Genomic DNA, 24,690 nt, shown 5'->3' with positions numbered 1-24,690 from the left:
GGGCCGGGGTTCAGCCGACCTTGCCCGCGGCGTGCTCGGAGACCAGGTCGAACGGGGCGGGGTCGGCCGCGGCGAGCCCGATCACCCGCTGGACGCGGCTGCGGAACTCGGGGCTGCCGGTGGCCGCCTGGTGGGCGGCGGCGCTGTCCCAGAGGGCGACCTCGACATAGACGTTGGCGTCCCGGCCGGAGCGGTACAGCGCGTGCGACCCGAACCCCGGCTGCGTTTGCATGTGGTCGGTGATCTCGCCGATCAGCCGTTCGAATTCGGCGGTGTCGCCGGAGACGGTGAACCGGTTGATGAAGGTGAACATGATGCGCTCCTGTTCTCGGAGTCGGGTTTCGGGGAGGTGCGCGCGACCGCCCGCGCCCGCAATTCGCGCCGCTGGACCTTGCCGGTGGGCGAACGGGGGATCGCGTCGATCAGCTCGACGTCGCGCAGGTGTTCGTAGTAGGGCAGCCGTTCGGCGATATAGGCGGCGAAACCGGCCGGATCGGGTGGTTCTCCTCCCCCGACGCGTCGCGGAACCACGAGCGCGTAGGCGACGGCGCCGCTGAAGGTGTCCGGGAAGTCGAAGACGGCGCAGTCCGCCACCTGGGGGTGCCGGCGCAGCACCCGTTCGATCTCCGTCGGCGAGACCAGCCAGTTGTCGCATTTGAAAACGTCTTTGATCCGGTCCGAGACGAACAATCTGCCGCTGCTGTCGACGTAGCCGACGTCGCCGGTCGAAAACCAGCCTTCGGCGTCCACCACCCTGGCGCGGTCCCGGTCGTGATAGCCCAGCATCAGCTGAGGACCGCGGACCTGGATCTCGCCTTTCTCGCCGACCGGGAGCACTTCCCGGTCCACCCCTTCTCCGATGCGCACGATCCGGCAGTCGGTCCCGGCGACCGGCCTCCCGGACGACAACAGGGTCGGTGCGTCGAGGTCGTCGAAGTGGGTCGACGGCGACGTCTCCTGCAGCCCGTAGCCTTGGGCGACCGGCACGCCGAACTGCTGGCTCAGCGCGTTCGTGGCGAAGAGCGGCAACGCCGACCCGCCGCACAACACCGTTCGCAGCGCTCGCGCCCGCAGCTTGGGCAGCCGTTCGTCGGCCGCGAGCCGCGAAAGCCGCACCGGAAGGCTGTAGAAGTGCGTCGCGCCGAACCGGTCTGCCGCCTCGACCGCCTCCGCGACGTCGTCGCCGGTCCAGAGCACCAGGGACGCACCCGCGGTAACGCTGATGGTGAGGTGCATGAGGTGGAACGTCGGCAGGTAGTTGAACACCACCGAGGTCGCCGTCAGCCGCTGCGCGTGCGCCGTCTGCGCCGCGTTGACCACCAGGTTGTGGTGCGACAGGCGCACCACTTTCGCCGGCCCCGTAGTGCCGCTGGTGAATTGCAGACAGGCGATGTCGTGGCTGGTGGCGGGCGTGGGTGGCGGCGTGCCGCTGCCTGCCGCCACGAGATCGGCGACGGTCGGCAGCGCGCGGGCGGCGGGATCGGTTCCGTGGCCCCGATGCGTCAGGAGCACCGACCGCAGCCGCGGCAGCCGGTCGCGGACCGCGGCGAGGCGCGGGTACAGCTCCGGCGGGATGATCGCGACCGTGGCGGCGCAGGTGGCCAGCACGTGCGCCAGCGCCTCCTCCCGCAGCAGCGGGTTGACCAGCGCCGGAATCGCCCCGGCCCGGCAGAGCCCGAAGAACGCGAGCGGAAAGGCCGGGTCGAGCACCGACGCCAGCGCCACCACCTCGCCCGGCTCCACGCTCTCGTGGACCGCCGCGGCGAACCGGGTGACCTCCTCGTTGAGTTCGGCATAGGTCCGCGCGGTGTCCCGGGACCGCACCGCCACGTCGTCCGGCGCCCGCCGGACCGCACGCAGCAGCAGATCGTCCACCAGCGGGCCGCCGAGCAGCCCGTCGAGAGCGGTCATCGGCGGACCGCTGGTCAGGCTCGTGCCGGGTGCTGCCATGGTCTGCTCCGCGTCTTTCCGGGAATTCACGCCGCGGACAGGTCGTCGCGGCGGACTTCGCGGCGCAGGACGCGGAATTCCCCGTCGCCCCGCACCAGGACGTCCTCGCAGCTGCAGCTGAAGTCGGCGGCCGGTTTCCCGCCGCGCGGCGTGGTGTACACGATGGCGTAGGTCTTCGCGAGCACCGACCCGTCCGGCTGTTCCCGCACTTCAAGCATCCCGAGCCAGTGCCGGCGCTGGAGCCCGGATGCCTCGAGTTTCGCTGTGGTCTCGCGGGCGCCGTTCTCGATCGCGGGCCGTCCCGTCTGCAGCAGCGTGTTCGCCTCGAACACGCCGTCCTCGGCGAAGGTGCCGGCCCACTTTTCGACCGCGCCTTCGTCGAGGAAGCGCATCTGCCGCCCGTAGAAATGCTGAACCTCGGTGTAGAGCCGGAAATCGTGCTCCTGGCCGGCCTCTTGCGCCGTGCGCGTCATGTGCCCCTCCCAATCGGTGCGGCGTACTCGCGGTTGCCCGGCGAGCCTGGCGCCGGTGCTTCGAGGATCGCTGGAACCGCCGTCTCTAAGCGGCTTGCGACGAGTTTCGAACCGAGGGCGACAAGGTGGGTGGCGATCCCAGACCCAGCAGGCGAAGGGCAACGCATGAGCACCTCCAGTACCGCGCCGGTCGCACTGGTCACCGGCGCCACGAGCGGGATCGGCTTGGCCGTGGTCGAGCAGCTGGTCGCGCAGGGCACCAAGGTCTACTTCTGCGCGCGGACCGCGGCGAACGTGAGCGACACGGTCAAACGGCTGCAGGACAACGGCTTCGACGTGGACGGCACCGACTGCGACGTCCGGTCCGCGGACTCGGTCCGCCGGTTCGTCCAGTCCGCTGTGGACAGATTCGGCCCGGTCACCGTGCTGGTGAACAACGCGGGCCGCAACGGCGGCGGCGTCACGGCCGAGATCCCCGACGAACTGTGGTACGACGTCGTGGACACCAACCTCAACAGCGTTTTCCTGATGACCCGCGCGGCGCTGACCATCGGGCGGCTGCCCGAGGCGGGCACGCGCGGCCGGATCGTCAACGTCGCCTCCACCGGCGGCAAGCAAGGGGTCCCGCTCGGCGCGCCCTATTCGGCCGCGAAGGCGGGCGTCATCGGGTTCACCAAGGCACTGGCGAAGGAGCTGGCGCTCACCGGGGTCACCGTCAACGCGGTGTGTCCCGGCTACGTCGAAACCCCGATGGCCGTGCGGGTGCGCCAGGCCTACGCCGGCACCTGGGGAATATCCGAGGACGAGGTGCTTTCCCGGTTCAACGCGAAGATCCCGCTCGGCCGCTACTCCAGCGCCGAGGAGGTAGCCGGGATGGTCTGCTACCTGACCACCGAAACCGCGGCCTCCGTCACCGCGCAGGCGCTCAACGTCTGCGGCGGCCTTGGCATCTACTGACCTCCGCAACCTCTCCGGGAGCCGAAAATGCGACACCACACCGAACATCACATCGACGTCCGCGCGCCGGCCGAGGTCGTTTACCGGATCATCGCCGACGCCGCGTCGTGGCCGCAGCACTTCGCGCCGACGATCCACGTCGAACAGTCCCAAGTGGACGCGAAAACCGAGCAGCTGGTCATCTGGGCGACGGCGAACGGCACGGTGAAGAACTGGACGTCGCGGCGCGAACTCGACCCCGGGGCGGGCCGCGTGCGCTTCCGCCAGACCGTGTCCGCGCCGCCGGTGGCCTCGATGAGCGGGGAATGGACCGTCCGCGAACACGGCGACGGCGCCCGGCTGACGCTGGAGCACGACTTCTCGGCGATCGACGACGAGGCGGAGTCGGCCGAGTGGATCCGGCAGGCGACCGACCGCAACAGCACCGCGGAACTCGGCAACATCAAAGCACTCGCCGAAAGCTGGGACCGGCTCGGCGAATTGCTCTTCGAGTTCGACGACAGCGTGCTGGTCCGGGCGCCGCTGGCGGACGTCTACGACTTCTTCTACCGGGCCGCCGAATGGCCGTCGCGCCTCCCGCACGTGTCCAGGCTCGAACTGCGCGAGCCGGTCGAGCACGTCCAGGAAATGTCCATGGACACCTCCGCTAAGGACGGCTCGACGCACACCACCGAGTCGATCCGGCTCTGCCGCACCGGCAAGGACATCGTCTACAAGCAGACCCAGCCGCCGTCGCTGATGACCGCGCACCTCGGCCGGTGGTCGTTCACCCCGGAGAGCGACGGCGTCCGGGTGACCTCCTGGCACCGCGTCACGATCAACGAGGAGAACATCCACCCGGTGCTCGGCCCGGACGCGACCGTCGCCACCGCGCGCGAATTCGTGCGCAACGCGGCGGGCGGCAACAGCAGGGACACGCTGGGCTTGGCGAAGGCATTCGCCGAATCGTCCGCGGAGACCGCTCATGCGTGACCCGGAGGTGCTGGTCGTGGGCGCCGGGCCGGTCGGGCTGACCGTCGCGCACGAACTGGTCCGGCGGTCCGTGCGGGTCCGCCTGGTCGACCAGGCGGCCGGTCCCGCCACCACCAGCCGGGCGCTGTCGGTGCACGCGCGCACGCTGGAGATCTGCCATCAGATGGGACTGGTCGACGCCCTGCTCCCCCGGGGACGGCAGATCGTGCACTTCACGCTGCACCTGCGCGGCCGGACGCTGGCCCGCTTCGACACCAACTACGCCGAACTGCCCACCCGGTATCCCTACAGCATCATGGTCGACCAGGTGCTCACCGAACAGACCCTCCGGGAAAGCCTTGCCGCGCAAGGGGTCGAGGTCGAGTGGAACACCGAGCTGGTGTCGTTCACCCACTCCGCCGACGGGGTGCAGGCCGTTCTCCGCGACCGGACCGGAGAGCACCGGCAGGCCGCGCCGTGGATGGTCGGCGCGGACGGCGCGCACAGCGTCGTGCGCCGGACGCTCGGGTTCCCGCTGCTCGGCGACTCGACCGAAACGTGGCTCAACGCCGACGTCACGCTCGACGTGGATCTGCCGTCCGACAGCCACCACCTCGTGCACGACGGCTCCGGGACCCTGCTGTGCGTGCCGTTTCCCGAACCGGGCAAGTGGCGGGTCGTGGACACCGAGGACACCGCGCACGACGACGACCCGGTCCGGGTCCGCGCCAGGGTCACCCGGCGGATCTCGAAGGCGCTCGGCCGTCCGGTCGAGGTGTCCGAGCCGACCTGGATCTCGGTGTTCACCGTGCAGCAGCGCCGGATCGAGCGGATGCACTCCGGCCGGTGCTTCCTGGCGGGCGACGCTGCCCACGTGCACAGCCCCGCGTCCGGGCAGGGCATGAACACCGGCATCCAGGACGGCCACAATCTCGCGTGGAAGCTCGCCTCGGTCGTCAAGGGGCACAGCGATCCGTCGCTGCTGGACAGCTACGACGCGGAACGGGTGCCGGTCGGCAAGGCGCTGCTCGCCTCGACCCGGAAGGCGACCGGGCTGGTGGCCTTGCGCAACGCGCTGGCCCCGATCGCGATGCCGGTGGGACTGGCGGTGGTGAACCGGGTCCCGGCGCTGAAGCAGGCCATCGAGGGCAAGATGATCCGCGGGTTCTGCGGGCTCGGCCTGCACTACCGGGAAAGCCCGCTGTCCGTGGGCGCGCCGGCCCGCGCCGGGTTCTCCTCCGGCGACCGGATCGGCTGCTCGGAGGAGACCGAGCGCGCTTCCGCCGGCTGGCGCACGCTGTACGCCGAAGAAGCGACCGATCCCCGGTGGACGCTGCTGTGCACCGGCGAAGTTGGCACCGTCAGCGACGCGATCAGCGTGCGCACGGTGTCCGAGCACGGGGACAGCGGCCCGGGTCCGCTGGCCGATCCGGGTGCGGCGCTGCGGCGTGGCTTCGGCCTCGGTCCGGACGACTTCGCGCTGGTGCGCCCGGACGGGTACCTGTGCGCGTCCGGCCGGATCGGCGCACTCGCGTCCGTGTTGCGTGCGGCCGGTTTCCGTCCCTCGGTGCCTGCTTCCGAGACGAGTCCGAAGTGAGGAAAGCGATGCGGTACCTCGATCTCTCGTCCACAGTGGACGCTTCCGCGGAGTGGGAAGCCAATCCCGTCGAGCACACGATCCTCTCCCCCGCGGAGGGGGCCGAGCACATGGCCGCGCAGCTGCGGGAGAACTGGGGCATCGACTTCGACCCGGCGGTGCTCCCGATGGGCGAAATGCTGTCGCTGGACACGCTCACCTTGACCACGCACACCGGCACGCACGTGGACGCTCCGTCGCACTACGGCTGGAAAACCTCCGCCGGCACCCCGCGACACATCGACGAGCTGCCGCTGGAGTGGTTCCATGGCCCCGGAGTGGTGCTCGACCTGACCTGGGCACCGACCGGGACGGTGAACGCGGACGACTTGCGCGGCCAGTTCGACGTCATCGGTTACCAGCCGCGGCCGGGCGACATCGTGCTCCTGCGCACCGGAGCCGACGCACTGGTGGGCTCGCCGAAGTACTTCACCGACTTCACCGGCCTCGACGGCAGCGCCACGAACCTGTTGCTGGACTTGGGAATCCGCGTGATCGGCACAGACGCGTTCAGCCTCGACGCGCCGTTCGCGCACATGATCGCCCAGTACGCCGAGACCGGGGACCGCGGCGTGCTGTGGCCCGCGCACTTCGCCGGCCGCGAACGGGAGTACTGCCAGATCGAACGGCTCGCGAACCTCGGCGCGCTGCCCGCGGCGACCGGGTTCGCCGTGAGCTGCTTCCCGGTCAAGATCTCCGGCGCGGGCGCGGGCTGGACCAGAGCGGTCGCGATGCTCGAGTGACCCGCCCGAGGACAAGTTCGCCAATCTCCGAACGAGAAGAGGAAAGCCAGTGTCTGGACCAGACGGCGGCAGGCGAGTGCTGCTGACCGGAATCGGCGTGGTCGCGCCGGGAGGGGTGGGCGTCAAGCGGTTCTGGGACCTGCTCGCGAACGGCCGCACGGCCACCCGCACGATCACGGCGTTCGACCCCGCCCCGTTCCGCTCGCACGTGGCCGCCGAATGCGATTTCGACCCGGTCGCCTCGGGGCTGAGTCAGCAGCAGATCCGGAAGTGGGACCGCACGACGCAATTCGCCGTCGTCGCGACGCGGGAAGCCATGGCCGACAGCGGCATCAGCGGCGAAGCGGAGCCGCACCGGACCGGGGTGATGCTCGGCACCGCGTGCGGGATGACCGCGAGCCTCGACCGCGAGTACGCGGTGGTGAGCGACAGCGGCCGGAACTGGCTGGTGGACGACAAGCACGGCGTCCCCTACCTCTACGACTACTTCCTGCCGTCCTCGATGGCCGCCGAGATCGCCTGGCTGGCCGAGGCGGAGGGACCGGTCGGGATCGTGTCCACCGGCTGCACCTCGGGCATCGACGTGGTGGGCCACGCGACCGATCTCATCGCCGACGGCGAGGCGGACGTGATGATCGCCGGCGCCTCGGACGCGGCGATCTCCCCGATCACGGTCGCGTGCTTCGACGCGATCAAGGCGACCACCCCGCGCAACGACGAACCCGCCACCGCCTCGCGCCCGTTCGACCGCACCCGCAACGGTTTCGCACTCGGCGAGGGATCCGCGGTCTTCGTGCTCGAAGAACTGGGACACGCTCGCCGTCGCGGTGCGCGCGCCTACGCCGAGATCGCCGGGCACGCCGGGCGGAGCAACGCGCACAGCATGACCGGACTGCGCGCGGACGGCCGGGAAATGGCCGAGGCGATCACGCACGCGATCGGCAACGCCGGGCTCGAACCCGGCGACGTCGACTACGTCAACGCGCACGGCTCGGCGACCAAGCAGAACGACCGGCACGAAACCGCGGCGCTGAAAGCGAGCCTGGGCGCGCACGCGTACCGGACGCCGGTCAGCTCCATCAAGTCGATGATCGGCCATTCGCTCGGCGCGATCTGCTCGCTGGAGGTCGCCGCCTGCGCGCTCACGATCGACCAGTCCCTGATCCCGCCCACCGCGAACCTGCACGAGCCGGACCCGGAGTGCGACCTGGACTACGTGCCACTGGTCGCCCGGGAACAGCGGGTCGACGTCGCGCTCAGCGTCGCGAGCGGCTTCGGCGGCTTCCAGAGCGCGATCATCCTCACCAAGCCCGAACGGTCGAGGACATGACCGCCGCGACCGCACGGACCGGCCCGGCGCGGGGCCGCTCGACAGTGACGCCAGTGGTCACGGGAATCGGCGTGGTGGCCCCGAACGGGGTCGGCACCGCCGAGTACTGGACAGCGACCCTGCGCGGGCGAAGCGGGCTCGGCCGGATCAGCCGGTTCGACCCGGCGGGATACTCCACCCGGATCGCCGGGGAGGTCGACGCCGCGGTCGGCGAGCGGCTGTCCGGGCGGATGCTGCCGCAGACCGACCACATGACCCGGCTGTCGCTGCTGGCCTCGGACGAGGCGCTCGCCGACGCACACGCGGATCCCGCGAACATGGCCGAGTACGCGGCGGGCGTGGTCACGGCCGCGTCCGGCGGGGGTTTCGAGTTCGGGCAGAAGGAACTGCAGGCGCTCTGGAGCCAAGGCGGCTCCTACGTGAGCGCGTACCAGTCGTTCGCCTGGTTCTATCCGGTCAACACCGGGCAGATCGCGATCCGGCACGGAATGCGCGGGCCCGGTTCCGCGCTGGTCGCCGAGCAAGCGGGCGGGCTGGACGCGGTGGCCAAGGCCCGACGCCGCGTCCGCGACGGCACGGCGCTGATGCTGACCGGCGGGGTCGACGGCTCGCTGTGCCCGTGGTCGCTGCTGTGCATGACGCGGTCCGGGCGGCTGAGCCGGACCGAGGACCCGAAGCTGGCTTACCGCCCGTTCGACCTGCGCGCCGACGGTTACGTTCCCGGCGAAGGCGGCGCGCTGCTGGTGATCGAGGACCCGGTGGCCGCCCGCGAACGCGGCGTCACCGATCCGTACGGCGAGATCGCCGGTTACGCGGCCACTTTCGACCCGGCACCGGGACGGGGCGGCGAACCCGGCTTGCGCCGCGCGATCGAAACGGCGCTCGCCGACGCCGGGATCGGCCCGGCCGAGGTGGACGTGGTGTTCGCCGACGCGGTCGGCGAGCCCGAGTCCGACCGGCTGGAGGCCGAAACGCTGGCCGCGGTCTTCGGCCCGCGCGGAGTGCCGGTGACCGCGCCGAAAACGATGACCGGCCGGCTGCTCGGCGGCGGTGCGGCACTGGACCTCGCCACCGCGCTGCTGGCGATCCGGGACAGCGTCATTCCCCCGACAATCCACAATGGACACAACAGCTTCGCCGAAGCGATCGACCTCGTCACGGATTCCCCTCGGCAGGCGAATCTCCGCACCGCGCTCGTCGTCGCGCGCGGCTACCGCGGCCACAACTCGGCTCTCGTGGTCAGAACGGCCGACGAATTCCGGAAAGGAACCCAGTCATGACCCGCTTCACCCTCGAAGACCTCACCGTGCTGCTTCGCGAATGCGCGGGCGAGGACGAAACCACCGGCCTGGACGGCGAAATCCTGGACACGGCGTTCGAGGACCTCGGGTACGACTCCCTCGCCCTGTTCAACACCGTCGGCCGGATCGAACGGGAGCGTTCGGTGTCCCTGCCCGAAGACGTGGTGGTCAACGCCAAGACCCCGCGCCAGCTCCTGGACGAGATCAACGTGTGCCTCGGCGAATCCGCGTGACCCGTGACTCGTGACTCGGAGAAGGGACGGCACCTATGTGCGGAATCACCGGATGGGTGGATTTCGAGGCTGATCTTTCGGCGGAACAGCACGTCGCGCGCGCGATGACGGACACCTTGGCCTGCCGGGGACCGGACGCGGAGGGCTGGTGGCTGAGCCGGCGAGCGGTGCTGGGCCACCGGCGGCTGTCGGTCATCGACCTCGAGGGCGGCGCCCAGCCGATGGTGGCCGAGGAGGACGGCGAGGCCGTCGCCGTGCTGAGTTTCTGCGGCGAGATCTACAACTTCCGCGAACTGCGGGAGCAACTCGTCTCCTTCGGGCACCGGTTCCGCACCCGAAGCGACACCGAAGTGCTCCTGCGCGCTTACCTGCAGTGGGGCGAAGACGCCGCACAACGGCTGAACGGAATGTTCGCCTTCGCGGTCTGGAACGCACGCCGCGAAGAACTGCTCCTCGGCCGCGACCGGCTCGGCGTCAAACCGCTGTACTACTTCCCGACGCCGCACGGCCTGCTGTTCGGCTCGGAACCCAAGGCGGTGCTGGCGCACCCCAAGGTGCCGCGACGGGTGAGCGCGGACGGTCTGCGAGAAGTGCTCGACATGGTGCGCACCCCGGAGCACGCGGTGTTCTCCGGGATGCGCGAAGTACGGCCGGGTCAGCTCCTGCGGGTCACGAGCGCCGGCCTCACCCCGTCGCGGTACTGGAGCCTGAGCGCCACCGAGCACCTCGACGATCTCCCCGCCACGGTCCAGCACGTGCGGGAACTCCTGGCGGACACCGTCGAACGGCAGCTGGTCGCCGACGTGCCGGTGTGCGTGCTGCTTTCCGGCGGACTCGACTCGTCCGCGGTCACCGCGCTGGCCGGCCGGGCGCTCGCCGAGGCGGGCCGGGGCCGGATCCGTTCGTATTCAGTGGATTTTACCGCTCCCGCGAACGGATTCCAGCCAGACGCCGTACGCGGGGCGAGCGATGCGCCGTTCGTCCACGACCTCGCCCGGTCCGTTCCGACCGACCACACCGACATTCTCCTCGACAGCGACGACCTCGCGGATCCGGCCGTCCGCGCGGCCGTGCTCCGGGCGACAGACCTGCCCCCGGCGTACTGGGGCGACATGTGGCCCTCGCTGTACCTGCTGTTCAAGGCGGTCCGGCAACGGTCGACGGTGGCGTTGTCCGGCGAGGGCGCGGACGAGCTGTTCGGCGGCTACCGCTGGTTCCGCAACCCCGGCGCGGTGCACGCCGACACCTTCCCGTGGCTGACGTCCGGCTCCTCGCGGTACTTCGGCGGGCTTGGCCTGCTGGACACCTGGTTCCGGGAAAAGCTGGACATCCCCGGCAACCGGCAGGACAGCTACCGCGCGGCGCTGGCCGAGGTGCCCCGGCTGCCCGGCGAGGCCCCGGTGGACCGGCGGATGCGCGAGATCACCTACCTGAACCTGACCCGGTTCCTGCCGACCCTGCTCGACCGCAAGGACCGGATGAGCATGGCCACCGGCGTCGAAGGCCGGGTCCCGTTCTGCGACCACCGGCTGGTGGACTACGTCTTCAACGTTCCCTGGGCGATGAAGTCGTTCGACGGCAGGGAAAAGAGCCTGCTGCGCGCCGCGACCGCGGACCTGCTGCCGGAATCGGTGGTGAACCGCGTGAAGAGCCCCTACCCGGCGACCCAGAATCCGGCTTACGCGCAAGCACTGCGCGCCGAACTCCGGTGCGTCGCCGAAGACGCCGACGCACCGGTCCGGCCGCTGCTCGACCTGGCCAAGGTCCGGAAAGCACTCGACCGCCCGCTGGGCGAGGTCAGCCGCCCCTACGACCGCGGCAGTCTGGAAATGGCGCTATGGCTGAACAAATGGCTCACCGCCTACGACGTCACCCTCGACCTGTGACCGACGAGCGGACGGACTTCTGCGTCGTCGGCGGCGGCCCGGCCGGGCTGACCCTCGCGCTGCTGCTGGCCCGTTCCGGTGCGAAGGTGACCGTGGTCGAGCGGTCCACGTCGCTGGAGCGCGAGTACCGGGGCGAGATCCTGCAACCCGGCGGACAGGCGCTGCTCGCCGGGCTCGGGGTGCTCGACGGGGCCCGCGCCCGCGGCTGTCACGAGCACGACCGCTTCCTGCTCGAAGAACACGGCCGGGTGCTGATCAACGGCGATTACCGGCGGCTGCCCGGACCGTACAACTGCCTGCTCAGCATTCCGCAGCGGCATCTGCTCGCCGAACTGCTCGACCACTGCCACCGGGAGAACCGGTTCAGCTATCTCGGCGGGGCCAAGGTAACCGGCCTCGTCCGCGACGGCAGCACGATCCACGGGGTGGTCGCCCGGACGCGCGGCGGCGAGCGGACTGTCCACTCCCATTGCGTCGTGGGCGCGGACGGCCGCTTCTCGAAGGTGCGGCAACTGGCCGGCATCGAAAACGACCGGCGCGACCACTTCGCGCAAGACGTCCTGTGGTTCCGGCTGCGCAGCCTCGGCGACGCTCCCCGCGACGTCCGGATCTTCCGGGCCGGCGGCAACCCGCTGCTGGCCTACGCCTCGGTGCCGGACCGCATTCAGCTCGGCTGGACGTTGCCTCACAACGGTTATCGCGAGCTGGCCGCGCACGGGCTGGGATACGTCAAGGATCGGCTGCGCGCGGCGGTCCCCCGCTACGCCGACCAGATCGACGCCGAGATCACCGGTTTCAAGGACCTCTCGCTGCTGGACGTGTTCACCGCCAAAGCACAGCAATGGGTGCTCGACGGCCTGCTGCTGATCGGCGACAGCGCCCACACCCAGGGCCCGATCGGCGCGCAGGGCATCAACCTGGCCATCCAGGACGCCGTCGCGGCCCACCCCGTCCTGCTCGCGTCGTTGCGCGCGAACGACGCGAGCGCCGGATTCCTGCGCCGCTACGCCGACAACCGGCGACGGGACATCGAGACGATGACGAAAATCCAGCGGGTGCAAAGCAAAACCATGTTCTCCACCGGCACCGTGGCGGCCGCGGTCCGGCCCAAGCTGGCGATGCTGGTGTCCCGGACCCCGGTGTACCGCGCGGTGCTGCGGCAGATCGCGTTCGGCAACCGGGGGATCCAGCTGCGGGCGGACCTGCTGTCGCATTGACCCCGTATTGACCCCAGACGCGGACCGGGGCACGTGAGTCGAGACCGTGCCCCGATCCGTCACTCCACGTGGGCTTTGACCGCGCGCAACCGGTCCGCCTGCTCCGCCGAAAGGGCCACCCGCAGCTTCTCCTGCGCCGCCACGATCCCGGCCGCGTCCAGGTCACCCGGGGCGAGCCGCACAAGCTGACTGGCGCGAACCAGTACGCCGTCCCGGTGCTCAGTGAGCGTCCACCGGCCGAGATGCGCCTCGACGGAGTCCGGCAACCGCAGCTGTTTGTACGCGATTTCGTTCGGCGGCAAGAGAACCCGAGCCAGCACCGGGCCGGGCGCTCCCCCTTCGATCGCCGGACCGACGTCGGCCGCCCGGCGGCTCAGGAACGCATAGACCGCTCCAGCCGGTCCCGCGACAAACTGCGAGGTCTCGACCGTCGTGGTCAGCCGAGCGATCTCGGCGCGGTTCTCCACCGCCCGCTTGAGAGTGCCGAGGTAGTCCCGGCTGCCGCGTTCCAAACCGGTCACGAGGGCACCGGTCTTCGGCAGGTCCTCCTCGGCGACAGCGAACTCATGCAGCATGCCGACCAGCGTCGTCCCGTCCGGTTGCGGCTCGACTGTCCATCTGCCGGTCCGCGCGTCGTCGGTTTCGCTGGCGAATTCGATCCGGGACGAGCCCGGTTCCCACTTCCGGCGAATCAGCCGGGAATTGACCAGACCGTCTCCATTGGCCGCCCAGACCTCGACAAGATCCTCGCGGTCGTGCCTTTCCCGGTATTCCGCGTGCACGGTCCGGCGGTGGACCGACGGCCACGCGGCCATGTCCAGCAGGGCCGCCCGCACCTGGCCGGCCGCGGCCGCGATCTCGATCCGGACATCGGTGGTGAACGTCTTCTTCACGGCGGCATTTCCCTTCGCGGACGAGGACCCGGATGACGCCGGGAAGTCTACGAAGAGCCGTTCAACGCACGGCAGAATTCGCGCGGCTGACCATTTTCACACTGCGGAGAAGCGCGCCGAATTACCGCGGAAAAAAGCCGGAGATTTATCCCTCAGGCGTGCCCGTCGTCGTCCGCCGCTTGCAGCTGCTCGTCGAGCTGGCCGCGCAGCGCGCGCAGCACCCGCAGCGTCGCCTTGAGGTCCGCGCTGGGAATCGGCTTGGCCAGCCCTTCCATCCACTCCCGTTCGATCGGGTCGAGGTCGTCGAGCGCCTGCTTGCCCTGCGGGGTCAGATGCACCAGCGGCGCGCGGCGGTCGCGCGGATTCGCCCCGACCTCCACCATCCCCTCGGCCTCCAGCCTGCCCACCGTCTGCTGCACGGCCTGCCTGCGCAGCCCGCGCTCCCTGGCCAGGTGGGCCACCGGGGACGGGCCGTCCTGCAGCAGACCCATCACCTGCCACCGCGCCGAGGTCAGGCCGACCTTCCCGGAGACCGCGTCACCCGTGCGGATGAACCGGCCGTTCACCGCGAAGACCTCGACCGCGATGTCGTTGAGCAGCTGTGCGTCTGGCGTGAGCCCGTGCATGGCCACACTCTAGCCTCCCCGGCCCGAGAAATCGACAAGGGCTTGTCAGATTTCGCCGGGGTCGCTACCGTCGTAAACGACAAGGGCTTGTCAATCTGCCGGAGCCGCCCACCGGACGGCGGCGACCGGAACGGGCTCGAGTCGATCCCTCCGGTGCACCGGCACCGGGAACCACGCACGGGCCGCGGCCCTCGAACACGAAGTTGGGCAAGCAATGACGAACTCCGCGCAAGCCGGACAGGCCACGGCGCGCGAGGACTCCGGGGGATTCACCCATCGGCAGATCCTCACCGCGCTGTCCGGCCTGCTCCTCGCCATCCTCCTGGGGGCGCTGGACCAGACGATCGTGTCCACCGCCATGCGGACCATCGCCGACCAGCTGCACGGGCAGACCGTGCAGGCGTGGGCGACCACCGGATATCTGGTCGCCTCGACCATCGCGATGCCGCTCTACGGCAAGCTGTCCGACATCTACGGCCGAAAACCGATGTACCTGGTCGCGATCGCCGTCTTCATCGTCGGCTCCATCGGCTGCGCCCTGTCCACCTCGATGGTGATGCTCGCCGTCGCCCGGATCGTCCAGGGTCTCGGCGGGGCCGGGCTGATGTCGCTGCCCACCGCGATCATCGGCGACATGGCGCCGATCCGCGATCGCGCCCGCTATTTCACCTACTCCACCGTGGTCTGGGTCGGGGCAAGCGTGATCGGCCCGATCGTCGGGGGCGTCTTCGCCGGCACCGCGTCCATCGCCGGGATCAGCGGCTGGCGCTGGGCGTTCCTCATCAACGTCCCGCTCGGCCTGCTCGCGCTGCTGACCGTGTACAAGCTGCTCAAGCTGCGGCATCAGCGAGTCGACCACCGCATCGACTACTGGGGCGGCGCGACGCTGGCGCTGGCCGTCATCCCGTTGCTCGTCGTCGCCGAACAGGGCATGACCTGGGGCTGGGGTTCCGGCATCTCGATCACGATGTACGCGCTCGCCGCCGTGGGCACCGTGCTGTTCGTCCTGCAGGAGCGGCGCATGGGAGAGGAGGGGATCCTTCCGCTGCACATGTTCCGCCGGGGCGGCATCACGCTGTGCCTCGCGGTCGCCTTCACCATCGGCGTGGGCATGTTCGGCACCGTCACGACGCTTCCGCTGTACCTGCAACTGGTGCAGGGCATGAGCCCGACCTCGGCCGGCCTGCTGATCATCCCGCTGATGGCGGGCGCGGTCGTCTCGCAGGGGACCGCGGGCGCGGTCATCAAGGCCACCGGCCGGTACAAGCCGATCGCGCTGGCCGGGCTCGGCTCGATGGCGGGCGGACTGCTCGGCCTGTCCTTCACCGGACCCGACACCCCGCTGTGGGTGACCATCCTCCTGGTCGCGTGGGTCGGGCTCGGCATCGGCGTCGCCATCACGACCATCATGCTGGCGGTGCAGAACGCCGCGCCCAAGAGCGAGCTGGGAGTGGCGAACGCGTCGGTGAGCCTGTTCCGCCAGCTGGGCGCCAGCATCGGGGTTTCCGCGCTGCTGACCGTCATGTTCACAGTGACCGCCGCCCGGGTCGGCGCGCTGTTCAGCGACACCACCGGCAACGATCCGTTCCATCAGGCACTGCGCGACCCGGACGTGATGAGCAAGCCAGCCAACAGCAAGCTGCACGAAGTCGCGCAGAACGCGAACGGCACCGGCATCGACCTGAACGACACCTCGTTCCTGCACCAGCTCGACCCGCAGCTGGCCCGTCCGGTGGTGGACTCGTTCGCCGCGGGCTGCCAGTCGATGTTCCTGGTCGCCAGTTTCGTGCTCTGGGTCGGCTTCTGCATGACCTGGTTCCTCAAGGAAATGCGCATCGAGGACCACGAGAAGCAGGCAGCCGAGCCCTCGCGCGCGGAAGCCTGACCCATTCCGCTCGACTCCGTCTCGAACATCCGCGGCTACGTTCGGGACGGAGTCACCAGGAAGCCATGTCCGGAAAACTCTCCGATAAAAGAGAGGACTTCGCCATGCCATTTTTCGCCGCGCCGAACGCTCGCGGAACGGAGTGTGCGCCATGATCGGCACCCTTCCCGCATTCCCATGGCACGCCATTGCCGAACACCGCAAGCGAGCGTCGGAACACGAGGACGGAATCGTCAACCTCGCTCTCGGAGAGCCGGTCGACCCGGTTCCGGACGTCGTGCAAAACGCACTGCGCTCGACGACCGACACCCCGGGCTACCCGCCGTGCGAGGGCATCCCGGAGCTGCGGAAAGCGGCCGCGGACTGGCTCGCGCGCAGGCACCGGGTCCCGGTCGATCCCGCCCACGTCATCGCCGCGGCCGGCGCGAAGGAACTGATCGCCTGGCTGCCCGCGATGCTGGGCACCGGGCCCGGCGACGTGGTCGCGCTGCCGGAGCTGTCCTTTCCGACCTACGAGGTCAGCGCGCGGCTCGCCGGCGCTTCGACCGTCGTCGCCGCGACGCCCATGGAGATCGCGGGAAGCCCGCCCCGGATCGTCTGGCTCAACTCGCCGTCCAATCCGGAAGGCCGGGTGCTTCCGGCCGCGAAGCTCCGGGAAATCGTCTGCTGGGCGCGGGAACGCGGGTCCATTGTGGTCAACGACGAGTGCTATCTCGAGCACAGCTGGGCAACCGAGCCGGCGTCGATTCTCGCGCCCGAGGTGTGCGGGGACGACCACGAGGGGCTGATCGCGGTCCATTCGCTGTCCAAACGGTCCAATCTGGCCGGGTACCGCGCGGGCTTCGCCACCGGAGATCCGCAGCTGATCGAAAGGCTGCTCACAGTACGAAGGCAGGCAGGACACGTCGTACCGGCGCCGGTGCAGGCCGCGATGATCGCCGCGCTCGGCGACGACAGCCATGTGGACCTCCAGCGCACGCGCTACCAGCGGCGGCGTGCCGTGCTGCGTTCGGCGCTGGAGTCGGCGGGCTTCCGGATCGACTGCTCGGAGGCTTCGCTTTTCCTGTGGGCGACCCGCGGCCAATCCTGCTGGGTCACCCTCAAGGAACTGGCCGAACTCGGCATTCTCGTCGCCCCAGGCGAATTCTACGGCCGGGCGGGCGCCAAGCACGTGCGAGTCGCGTTCACCGCGACCGACGAGCGCATCGACGCCGCCGCCCAGCGGCTCACCGCGGCATGACCGCTCATTGACTGACGACAGGCAGGGGAACCATGCAGCAGAGACACTGGTCAGACGATCCGCTGACTGACCTGAGCTACCAGCTTCACGGACAGCTGTTCGGAAGTTTCACCGGCCACATCATCAATACCTTCGTCGAAATCCGCATCGCCGACGTCCTCCACGGCGGGCCGATGTCGATCAGCGAGCTGTGCGCCGTGCTCGGGGCCGACCCCGTGAATCTGTCCAGCTTCCTTTCGGTGTGCGCGAACCTCGACCTGGTCCAGGCAGGCGAGGACGACACGGTCCGCCTGACCGAACGCGGACGGCTGCTGCGCTTCAACGCTTTCGACGCCAAATTCGCGCAATTCCTGACCGCGCCGGGAACGAACCGGATGTACGAACAGCTGCCCAGCCTGGTCCTCAGCGGCGCCCCGGCGCGCGGCCCCTCCGGCCGGAACCTGTACCAGCACTTCGAGGAGGACCTGACCGCGGGAGAAGCGTTCCAGGACGTGATGACGGAACTCTCCGGCGGATGCGTCGAGGGCCTGCTCGCCGCCTACGATTTCTCCCGGCACCGGAAGATCGTCGACCTCGGCGGCGGCAAGGGGGTGCTGCTGAGCAGCATCCTGCACCACACCCCTGGCCCGGACGGGCTGCTTTACGAGACGCCCAGCGTCATCGAGATGGCGCGGGCGTCGATCGAGCCGACGATCTCGCGGCGCATCGAATTCGTCGCGGGCAGCTTCCTGGAAAAGGTGCCCGCCGACGGCGATCTGTACCTTCTCAAGAGCATCTTCTGCGACTGGGGCGACCACGAGGTCGGCCGGATTCTCCGGAACTGCTATCGCGCTGTCCCCGAAGGAACCGCCCTGCTGGTGATCGACTGGTTCGGCCCCGACCGCTCGCCGACGGAACTCTCCTCCGACGAGTCCATTTTCCGCAATCTCTTCCTGCGCACCCTCTTCGGCGGCCGGGTGCGCTCGCAGCGGGAATTCCGCACGGCCCTCACCGGCGCGGGATTCCGGATCGACCAGGTGATCCCGGAATTCTCCGCCGGTTCCGCGTTCGGTCCCCCGTCGCCGTGGAATCTGATCGTCGCCCGGCGCTGACCCCCACCGCGACTCGAATCGACCTCGATTACCGGCATTTACCGTCATGCCATGAGCGACCCACAGAACGCCGTCGGCGAAGCAAGCACCGACGCTTACCGCCCGCTGATGTCACCCGAGCGCGCCGAACGCATCCGGCAATTTCACGAAGCCATGGTGAACACCACGAAGGCCGAGGACATCGAGACGACCTCGCTGTTCGGGCTGACCTTCGTGGTGCCGCCGGAGGTCAAGCGGATCGGCCCGCTCTCCAAACTGCTCGGCGAAGCCGTGCTGGCCGAGGTCAAGCGCGCGGACCGGGTGCTGGACATGGGAACCGGATGCGGCGTCAACGCCGTCATCGCCGCCACCAAGGCGACCGACGTCCTGGCCGTCGACATCAACCCGCATTCGATGAAGACGACGCACGAAAACGCGCTCCGCAACGGACTCGACGATCGCGTCGAGGTGCGCGAGAGCGATATTTTCAGCAATGTCGACGGCACCTTCGACCTGATCATCTTCAATCCGCCGTTCCGGTGGTTCGCCCCGAACACCATGCTGGAAGCCGCCACCTCGGACGAGAACTACCAGGCATTGACCAGATTTTTCCGCGAAGCGCGCCAGTATTTGGCCAAGCAGGGCCGGATGATCATTTTCTTCAGCAACGCCGGCGATCTCGCCTATCTGCAGCAGCTCATCGACACCGAGGGGTTCCGGCAGGAAGTCGTCTCCCAGGTCAGCCGGGTCGTCGAGGGCCTGGACATCAACTTCTTCGTCTTCCGCCTGTCGTAGGCGAGCGACGGAAACCAGGCACAACGCTCGTGCCCGGTCTCCCCGACGGGCGACCGGGCACAAGCGCCCCCGAGGGGGTAGCGGGGCTCAGGTTCGGCCGGCGCCGGCGCACTCCGCCGCCACCGCGCCTTCTCTTTTCTCCTTACCGGACAGCCGCTTTCTCGCACCCGAGAAGCCGTCGCGCGCGTCTTTCCCGCTCCCGCGGGAAGACGAACCCGGCCAGGAGCACCACTCCTCCGCAACCGCCGGTCGCCAGCAGCGCGACCGCCCGCCGAGGAGCGATTTCGTCGCCAATGCCTTGCCTGGCAACGAAGTACGCACCTTCCCCACCCCCGGCACCCACTCCGTCATCGACAAGACCTTGTCGATATAGACGGTATCGGAAGACCGCAACCTTGACAAGGTCTTGTCGAGTTTGTTAGGGTTCGGGCATCGGAAGGGCAATCGTGTCCTCGACCGCGACCACCGTCGAGGCCGTCGCCGGAACCAGCGCTCTCGCGCGGGAAACAATCCGGCGGGCCGTGTTCCGAAACCAGCCTGGGGGAACAAGTCACCACCAGCCCCGCTGTCCGTGGCCGGGATTCGCGCCGGATGCCGAGTGTTCCGGGCGAACTCGCCGAGAGAGAGGACTTCGACCGAGGAACCGCACTCGGCACCGCGAGCACCCACGATTACCGGAGACAAGCGCGAAGCCAGGCCGGATACCGGCAGAGCGGAAGTTCGGCCTGGGACGTTTCGCCGTTCCCCCAGGGTTGGAATATTCTCTCCGCAATTCCTGTCCGCTGTGATGCTGCTGGCCGCAATCATAAGTTTTTCTTCGATCAGGGGTGGCGAGCGAAACACCCGTACGCCCGCTTGCCGCGGTAGTGAAGGGCTTGTTCGCCTGCTACCCTTGACTGGGTCGGACTTAGCCATGGCCGCGACCGACCGCCAGGCCATTCCTGGGCGATCGTCGCAGGCCAGCAGCCGAGCCCCTGGGGGTGGGCCGTGAAACTCGACCTGGATACCGCGAAGGTGCTCCTGATCGAGAGACAGACACTTTTCCGCGAAATGCTGCAAGAAGTTCTCTCCATCGAAAACGATATTCAGATCATCGGCGACGCGGCGGACGAAGAATCCGCATTTTCCGCCATTGCGCAAAGCCGTCCGGACGTGGTCCTGGTGTCCCTGCGGGACCTGGGCGGGCTGTCCGGCATCATCGACCGGCTGCACACGGCGCATCCCGGCTGCCCGGTCATCGTCCTGACCGTGGCCGAGCAGCCCTTTCCCGCCGCCGACATCCTGGCCATGGGCGTGAACGGCTGCCTGGCCACGAACACCACGAGACAGGAACTGGTGATCGCGATCCGCTCGGTCATCGCGCGCGAGGACTGGTTCGTGCTGTCGGTGCCGAGGGAAAGCCTCGCCGCCCGCGGCGACCATCCCGGATCGCTGTCGGCCTCGCCGGCGAATCAGCTGTCGCGTCGTGAACTCGAAGTCCTCGAACAGGTTTCGGCCGGACTGAGCAACAATCAGATCGCCATCAGGTTATCCATCGCCGAGGGCACCGTCAAGCGGCACCTGCGGAACATCTTCGCGAAACTGGGTGCGGTGTCCCGGATCGACGCGGTGAACAAAGCGACGCTCGTTTTGCCTGTCGCGTGATCGCGTTCCCGGCGCTCCGGTCCGCCGCCGCGGGCCGGAGCGCTTCTTTTCCCCGGCGAATGGCCCGAAAGTGACATGCCCGGCGCGCCCGGTGGTACGCCGAAAGGCATCCTTGCCGGTGCCCGCGCGCCGCCGTTAGCCTCGATTCGACGGCACAATGCTCCCCCAGGAAAGGCCGGCTTAATGGAGTCGAGAGTATTAGGCCCCTTGCGGCTAATACACAACGAGCGAGACATCACCCCGCACGCGCCGAAGATCAGGCCCGTCCTCGCGCTTTTGCTGATGCACGCCAGACAGGTGGTCGGGGTCGACACGATCGTCGAGGAACTGTGGCAGGAGAACCCGCCGCGGAGCGCGGTCACGACGGCGCAGACCTACATCTACCAAATGCGGAAGACCTTCATCAACGAACTCGGCCGCAAGGCGGGCGAGCTGGTCATCCGGACCATTCCCCCCGGCTACGTTTTCGGCGGGGAAAACGAGCTGGACGTCACGCTTTTCGATCAGCTGGTCGGCGAGGCCCAGCGCTTCCGCGCGGCAGGCCGCCCGGAGGAATGCGCGAACCGTGCCCGGCGGGCGCTTTCGCTGTGGTCCGGGCCCGCGCTGGCCAACGTCGAAAAAGGGGAATTGCTGCAGAACTTCGCCACGCATCTGGAGGACAAGCGGCTCATGGCGCTGGAGCTGCGCATCGAGGCGGAAATGCTGCTCGGCCGGCATCGGGAACTGGTGTCCGAACTGCGCACGCTGGTCGCGCTGCACCCGTTCAACGAATGGTTTCACAGCCAGCTCATCACGGCGCTGAACGCGGGCGGCCGCCGCTACGAGGCGCTCGAGGCCTACCGCCAGGTCCGGACCCTGCTGGCCGACGAACTGGGGTTGACTCCTTCGATCGCTTTGCAACGCCTCCACCAGGACATCCTGGTGAACGGAATGCGCGACGACTCGCCGCTCGCGGTCCCCGGGCAACGAGCGGCCGGACGGCGCGAAGCACCGGTGCCCCGGCGGCAGCCGCAGTTCCGGCAGGCTTGCCCGAAGTAGATCGGCTGCCTGACGCGGCCTCCAGATCTCGCGGGCCAGGACCAAGAAACCGAAGCAGGCCTTCGGAAACCGAGGTGACCGCCCTCGCCGGGCGGCGAGGACGATCACCGGCGGGTCAGACCAGCAGCACCCGGCGGCCGCGGGTGTGCCCGGCCTGGCTGTCTGCGTGCGCCGCCGGCGCTTCGGCCAGCGGGTAGGACTTGTCGACCGGGATGTGGAGCTTTCCGAGCCCGATCAGGCGCACCGCCTCGGCCAGTGCCTCCGGCATGGTGCCGCCCACCCCGGCGAATCGGATGCCGAGCATGGGCGCCTCCAGGTCGGCGATGGTGAGCACCTTGTCCGGGTCTCCGGTCAGGTCGAGGAGCCCGCGGATCACGCCCGCGCCGTTGAGATCCAGGGCAGCGTCGACCTTGCCCAGCCGCCGCACCCGTTCGACCCATCCCTCGTCGTACGTGGTCGCGAGCGCGCCCAGGCTTCGCACATACTCCTGATTCGAAGGCCCGGCGGTGCCGATCACCTTGATTCCCTTGTCGCGAGCGATCTGCAGGACCGCGGATCCGACACCGCCCGCCGCGCCGCTCACCAGCAACGTCTGTCCAGAGTGGACACCGGAGAGCCGGATGGTCCGGAGCGCGGTCTCGACCACCGACGGGTACCCGGCCGCTTCGGCGAAGCTCAGCCCGGCGGGCAACGGCGCCCAGGACGACAGGACGGCGAACTCGGCGTAGGTGTTCGAGCCTCGGCCCAGCACCTCGTCGCCGACCGCGATCCCGGTGACGCCCTCGCCCACCTCGTCGACGACGCCGGACGCGTCCTGCCCGACGCCGGCGGGCAGTTCGATCGGGCGGATCCGCCGGAACTGGCCTTCCCGGGTCCGCCAGTCGTGCGGGTTCACCCCCGCCGCGCGCACGGCGACGCGGATTTGGCCAGGGCCGGCGTGCGGTTCGGGCACTTCTGCCAGGTGAAGGACGTCGGGGCCGCCGTATTCGGCGAAGCGCACTGCTTTCATGCCGCCGAACGTAACAACAACGGTTAGTGTTTTGCAACCGTTAGTGCTACGGTCGGCCGCAGCGAGCACAGCGCTCATCCGAATGGGAGTTCACCGTGCATCACCCCCGCATCGACGCTGGCATCGAAATGACGACCCGCGACGGCGTCACCCTCGTCGGCGATCTGTACCGGCCGGCCGAGGACGGCCGCTGGCCCGTGCTGCTGCACCGCACCCCTTACGACCGCGCGGGCGTGTTCCGCGTTTCCGGGCTCGTCGCCGATCCGGTGTGGCTGGCCCGGCAGGGCTTCGCGGTGCTGGTCCAGGACAGCCGCGGGCGGTTCGGGTCCGGCGGCCAGTTCGACTTCGTCACGCAGGAGTACAACGACTCCTCCGACGTCGTCGACTGGGCCGCGGAACAGCCTTGGAGCGACGGCAATATCGGGATTTACGGCTCGTCGTACCTGGGCATGACGGTGCTGCAGGCGGTCGCCGCGCGGAATCCGCGGCTCAAGGCCGCGGTCGGGCTGATCGGGACTGCCGACATGCGGCACACCGCGCGCCCGGGCGGGCTGTTCGAGTTGGGCTTTCTGACCCTGTACGCCCTCGAAATGGCGCAGGAAGGTCTGGACCACACCTCGTTGAGCACCGCCGAACGGGAGCAGGTGCGCAAGTCGCTCAACGAGGCCTTCGCGGATCGGCGCGCCGCGGTGAGCCAGTTGCCGCTGGACCGGATCGCCCCGCTGGCCGACCGCCGGGTCGCGCCGTTCTGGGCGGATTGGCTGCGTTCGCCGCACGATCCGTTCTGGGACCGGCCCACCCTGCTCACCGAACCGGAGCGGGTCGGCATTCCGTTCCTGCAGATCAGCGGGTACCGGGACTTCACCAGCCCCACCCAGTTCCGGCTCGCCGCCCGGCTGGCGGGCAATCCGCAGGCGAGCCTGATCGCCGGACCGTGGACGCACGCGGGCACTTACAGCGCGTTCGGCGACGTCGGCGCGCGAGTGCTGCCGAACGCGGCGGCCGGGGTGCCGACGTGGAGCCCAGTGCTAGCCGCGTTCTTCGACCGGCATCTCCGCGGCGGCGACGGCTCGGATTACCCGGCTGCCGCGCCTTATCTGTCCGAACGGGTCAGCTATTTCGTCGGCGGGTCGAATACCTGGGCGCACGCACCCGCGTGGCCGCCGGCCTCGACTGTCGAGGAATGGACGCTCTCCTCCGGCAAGCTGACCCGCGACGGCGGCCACGGCTCCGACACCTTCACTGCGGACCCGCACGACCCGTTTCCCACGCACGGCGGGGTGATCGCGTTCGAGGGAGATTCCGCCGCCGTGCCAGGCGGAATTCAGGATCAGCGTACAGTCGACGGACGCGAGGACGTGCTCGTCTACACCAGCGCTCCGCTGACCGAGGCGGTGACGATCGCCGGACAAGCAGAGCTGATCGCCTTCGTCACCAGCACCGCACCGGACGCGGATGTGTGCGTCACGCTGGTGGACGTCGAACCCGACGGTTTCGCGCTCAACGTTGCCGAAGGCGCGCAACGAGCCCGCTACCGCAACGGCGGCGACACGGACTGGCTCGACCCCGAAAAGCCCAGCCGGATAACGGTCACTCTCCACGACGTCGCCCACCGATTCGACCCCGGCCATCGCATCCGGATCCAGGTCGCCGGGTTCAGTTTCCCGCGCTACAGCCGCAATCTGCACACTCGCACAGTGCCGGAGTTCGGCACCCTCGACGAGGCGGTCGTCGCGCAGCACACCCTGCACCACAACGAAAAGTCCCCTTCCACGCTGCGCCTTCCGGTGCTCGGCGCATGACCAGTCAGGAG

The 24,690-nt window shown here is 69.1% G+C and carries 22 protein-coding genes; 16 read left to right on the top strand and 6 right to left on the bottom strand.

Going from position 1 to position 24,690, the window contains the following annotated elements; genetic code table 11:
- Positions 1-10 precede the first annotated feature (10 nt).
- Genes ACFSVL_RS15890 through ACFSVL_RS15880 form a run of 3 tightly spaced genes read right to left on the bottom strand, consistent with a single transcriptional unit; the run spans position 11 to position 2,423 of the window.
- Positions 11-313, bottom strand: coding sequence for an antibiotic biosynthesis monooxygenase family protein (locus ACFSVL_RS15890; protein ID WP_378304803.1), 303 nt, complete (start codon positions 311-313; stop codon positions 11-13).
- Positions 253-1,950: a class I adenylate-forming enzyme family protein gene (locus tag ACFSVL_RS15885; RefSeq protein WP_378304801.1), complete on the bottom strand. Its 1,698-nt coding sequence runs from the start codon at positions 1,948-1,950 to the stop codon at positions 253-255. The genes ACFSVL_RS15890 and ACFSVL_RS15885 overlap by 61 nt, the downstream gene beginning before the upstream one ends.
- 26 nt (positions 1,951-1,976) lie before the next feature.
- Positions 1,977-2,423: a nuclear transport factor 2 family protein gene (locus ACFSVL_RS15880; RefSeq protein ID WP_378304799.1), complete on the bottom strand. Its 447-nt coding sequence runs from the start codon at positions 2,421-2,423 to the stop codon at positions 1,977-1,979.
- Positions 2,424-2,588: 165 nt separating this feature from the next.
- On the opposite strand from ACFSVL_RS15880, the gene ACFSVL_RS15875 reads away from it, so the two are divergent.
- Genes ACFSVL_RS15875 through ACFSVL_RS15835 form a run of 9 tightly spaced genes read left to right on the top strand, consistent with a single transcriptional unit; the run spans position 2,589 to position 12,677 of the window.
- Positions 2,589-3,380: an SDR family NAD(P)-dependent oxidoreductase gene (locus ACFSVL_RS15875; RefSeq protein ID WP_378304797.1), complete on the top strand. Its 792-nt coding sequence runs from the start codon at positions 2,589-2,591 to the stop codon at positions 3,378-3,380.
- A 27-nt stretch (positions 3,381-3,407) separates the two neighbouring features.
- Positions 3,408-4,352 carry an aromatase/cyclase gene (locus ACFSVL_RS15870; protein ID WP_378304795.1) on the top strand — a complete coding sequence of 315 codons (945 nt, stop codon included), beginning with the start codon at positions 3,408-3,410 and terminating at the stop codon, positions 4,350-4,352.
- Positions 4,345-5,928 (top strand): FAD-dependent monooxygenase, encoded by a 1,584-nt coding sequence (locus ACFSVL_RS15865; protein ID WP_378304793.1) that lies wholly within the window; start codon positions 4,345-4,347, stop codon positions 5,926-5,928. The genes ACFSVL_RS15870 and ACFSVL_RS15865 overlap by 8 nt, the downstream gene beginning before the upstream one ends.
- An 8-nt stretch (positions 5,929-5,936) precedes the next feature.
- Positions 5,937-6,710: a cyclase family protein gene (locus tag ACFSVL_RS15860; RefSeq protein ID WP_378304792.1), complete on the top strand. Its 774-nt coding sequence runs from the start codon at positions 5,937-5,939 to the stop codon at positions 6,708-6,710.
- 49 nt (positions 6,711-6,759) lie between these two features.
- Positions 6,760-8,040, top strand: coding sequence for a beta-ketoacyl-[acyl-carrier-protein] synthase family protein (locus ACFSVL_RS15855; RefSeq protein WP_378304790.1), 1,281 nt, complete (start codon positions 6,760-6,762; stop codon positions 8,038-8,040).
- The gene (locus tag ACFSVL_RS15850; RefSeq protein ID WP_378304788.1) at positions 8,037-9,320 is read left to right on the top strand and encodes a ketosynthase chain-length factor; all 1,284 of its coding nucleotides are present in this window, start codon (positions 8,037-8,039) and stop codon (positions 9,318-9,320) included. The genes ACFSVL_RS15855 and ACFSVL_RS15850 overlap by 4 nt, the downstream gene beginning before the upstream one ends.
- Entirely contained in the window at positions 9,317-9,574 is a 258-nt protein-coding gene (locus tag ACFSVL_RS15845; protein ID WP_378304787.1) for an acyl carrier protein, read from the top strand. Before ACFSVL_RS15850 ends, ACFSVL_RS15845 begins: the two co-directional genes overlap by 4 nt.
- Positions 9,575-9,609: 35 nt before the next feature.
- Positions 9,610-11,460, top strand: coding sequence for an asparagine synthase (glutamine-hydrolyzing) (asnB, locus tag ACFSVL_RS15840; protein WP_378304785.1), 1,851 nt, complete (start codon positions 9,610-9,612; stop codon positions 11,458-11,460).
- Positions 11,457-12,677, top strand: a complete 1,221-nt coding sequence (locus tag ACFSVL_RS15835) for an FAD-dependent oxidoreductase (RefSeq protein ID WP_378304783.1) — start codon at positions 11,457-11,459, stop codon at positions 12,675-12,677. The genes asnB and ACFSVL_RS15835 overlap by 4 nt, the downstream gene beginning before the upstream one ends.
- Before the next feature lie 59 nt (positions 12,678-12,736).
- Here the strand turns inward: ACFSVL_RS15835 and ACFSVL_RS15830 are convergent, their stop codons facing one another.
- Positions 12,737-13,570 (bottom strand): SRPBCC family protein, encoded by an 834-nt coding sequence (locus tag ACFSVL_RS15830; RefSeq protein ID WP_378304781.1) that lies wholly within the window; start codon positions 13,568-13,570, stop codon positions 12,737-12,739.
- A 152-nt stretch (positions 13,571-13,722) separates the two neighbouring features.
- The gene (locus ACFSVL_RS15825; protein WP_378304780.1) at positions 13,723-14,196 is read right to left on the bottom strand and encodes a MarR family winged helix-turn-helix transcriptional regulator; all 474 of its coding nucleotides are present in this window, start codon (positions 14,194-14,196) and stop codon (positions 13,723-13,725) included.
- A 214-nt stretch (positions 14,197-14,410) separates the two neighbouring features.
- On the opposite strand from ACFSVL_RS15825, the gene ACFSVL_RS15820 reads away from it, so the two are divergent.
- The 6 genes from ACFSVL_RS15820 (at position 14,411) to ACFSVL_RS15795 (ending at position 21,868) form a co-directional block, all read left to right on the top strand.
- Positions 14,411-16,081, top strand: coding sequence for an MDR family MFS transporter (locus ACFSVL_RS15820; protein ID WP_378304778.1), 1,671 nt, complete (start codon positions 14,411-14,413; stop codon positions 16,079-16,081).
- A 151-nt stretch (positions 16,082-16,232) separates the two neighbouring features.
- Positions 16,233-17,321 (top strand): succinyldiaminopimelate transaminase, encoded by a 1,089-nt coding sequence (dapC, locus tag ACFSVL_RS15815; protein ID WP_378304776.1) that lies wholly within the window; start codon positions 16,233-16,235, stop codon positions 17,319-17,321.
- 32 nt (positions 17,322-17,353) lie between these two features.
- Positions 17,354-18,412, top strand: a complete 1,059-nt coding sequence (locus ACFSVL_RS15810; RefSeq protein WP_378304774.1) for a methyltransferase — start codon at positions 17,354-17,356, stop codon at positions 18,410-18,412.
- 51 nt (positions 18,413-18,463) lie between these two features.
- Positions 18,464-19,186, top strand: coding sequence for a HemK2/MTQ2 family protein methyltransferase (locus ACFSVL_RS15805; RefSeq protein ID WP_378304772.1), 723 nt, complete (start codon positions 18,464-18,466; stop codon positions 19,184-19,186).
- Between the two features lie 987 nt (positions 19,187-20,173).
- Positions 20,174-20,830: a LuxR C-terminal-related transcriptional regulator gene (locus tag ACFSVL_RS15800; protein WP_378304770.1), complete on the top strand. Its 657-nt coding sequence runs from the start codon at positions 20,174-20,176 to the stop codon at positions 20,828-20,830.
- A gap of 75 nt (positions 20,831-20,905) precedes the next feature.
- Entirely contained in the window at positions 20,906-21,868 is a 963-nt protein-coding gene (locus ACFSVL_RS15795; RefSeq protein WP_378304768.1) for an AfsR/SARP family transcriptional regulator, read from the top strand.
- A gap of 115 nt (positions 21,869-21,983) precedes the next feature.
- On the opposite strand, the gene ACFSVL_RS15790 is transcribed toward ACFSVL_RS15795, so the two are convergent.
- Positions 21,984-22,877 carry an NADP-dependent oxidoreductase gene (locus tag ACFSVL_RS15790; protein ID WP_378304766.1) on the bottom strand — a complete coding sequence of 298 codons (894 nt, stop codon included), beginning with the start codon at positions 22,875-22,877 and terminating at the stop codon, positions 21,984-21,986.
- A gap of 95 nt (positions 22,878-22,972) precedes the next feature.
- On the opposite strand from ACFSVL_RS15790, the gene ACFSVL_RS15785 reads away from it, so the two are divergent.
- Positions 22,973-24,679 carry a CocE/NonD family hydrolase gene (locus tag ACFSVL_RS15785; protein ID WP_378304764.1) on the top strand — a complete coding sequence of 569 codons (1,707 nt, stop codon included), beginning with the start codon at positions 22,973-22,975 and terminating at the stop codon, positions 24,677-24,679.
- Positions 24,680-24,690 lie beyond the last annotated feature (11 nt).

The organism is Amycolatopsis silviterrae (assembly GCF_042684085.1).
In the GTDB taxonomy this organism is placed as follows: domain Bacteria; phylum Actinomycetota; class Actinomycetes; order Mycobacteriales; family Pseudonocardiaceae; genus Amycolatopsis; species Amycolatopsis silviterrae.
This window is presented reverse-complemented; position numbering and strand designations above follow the sequence as displayed.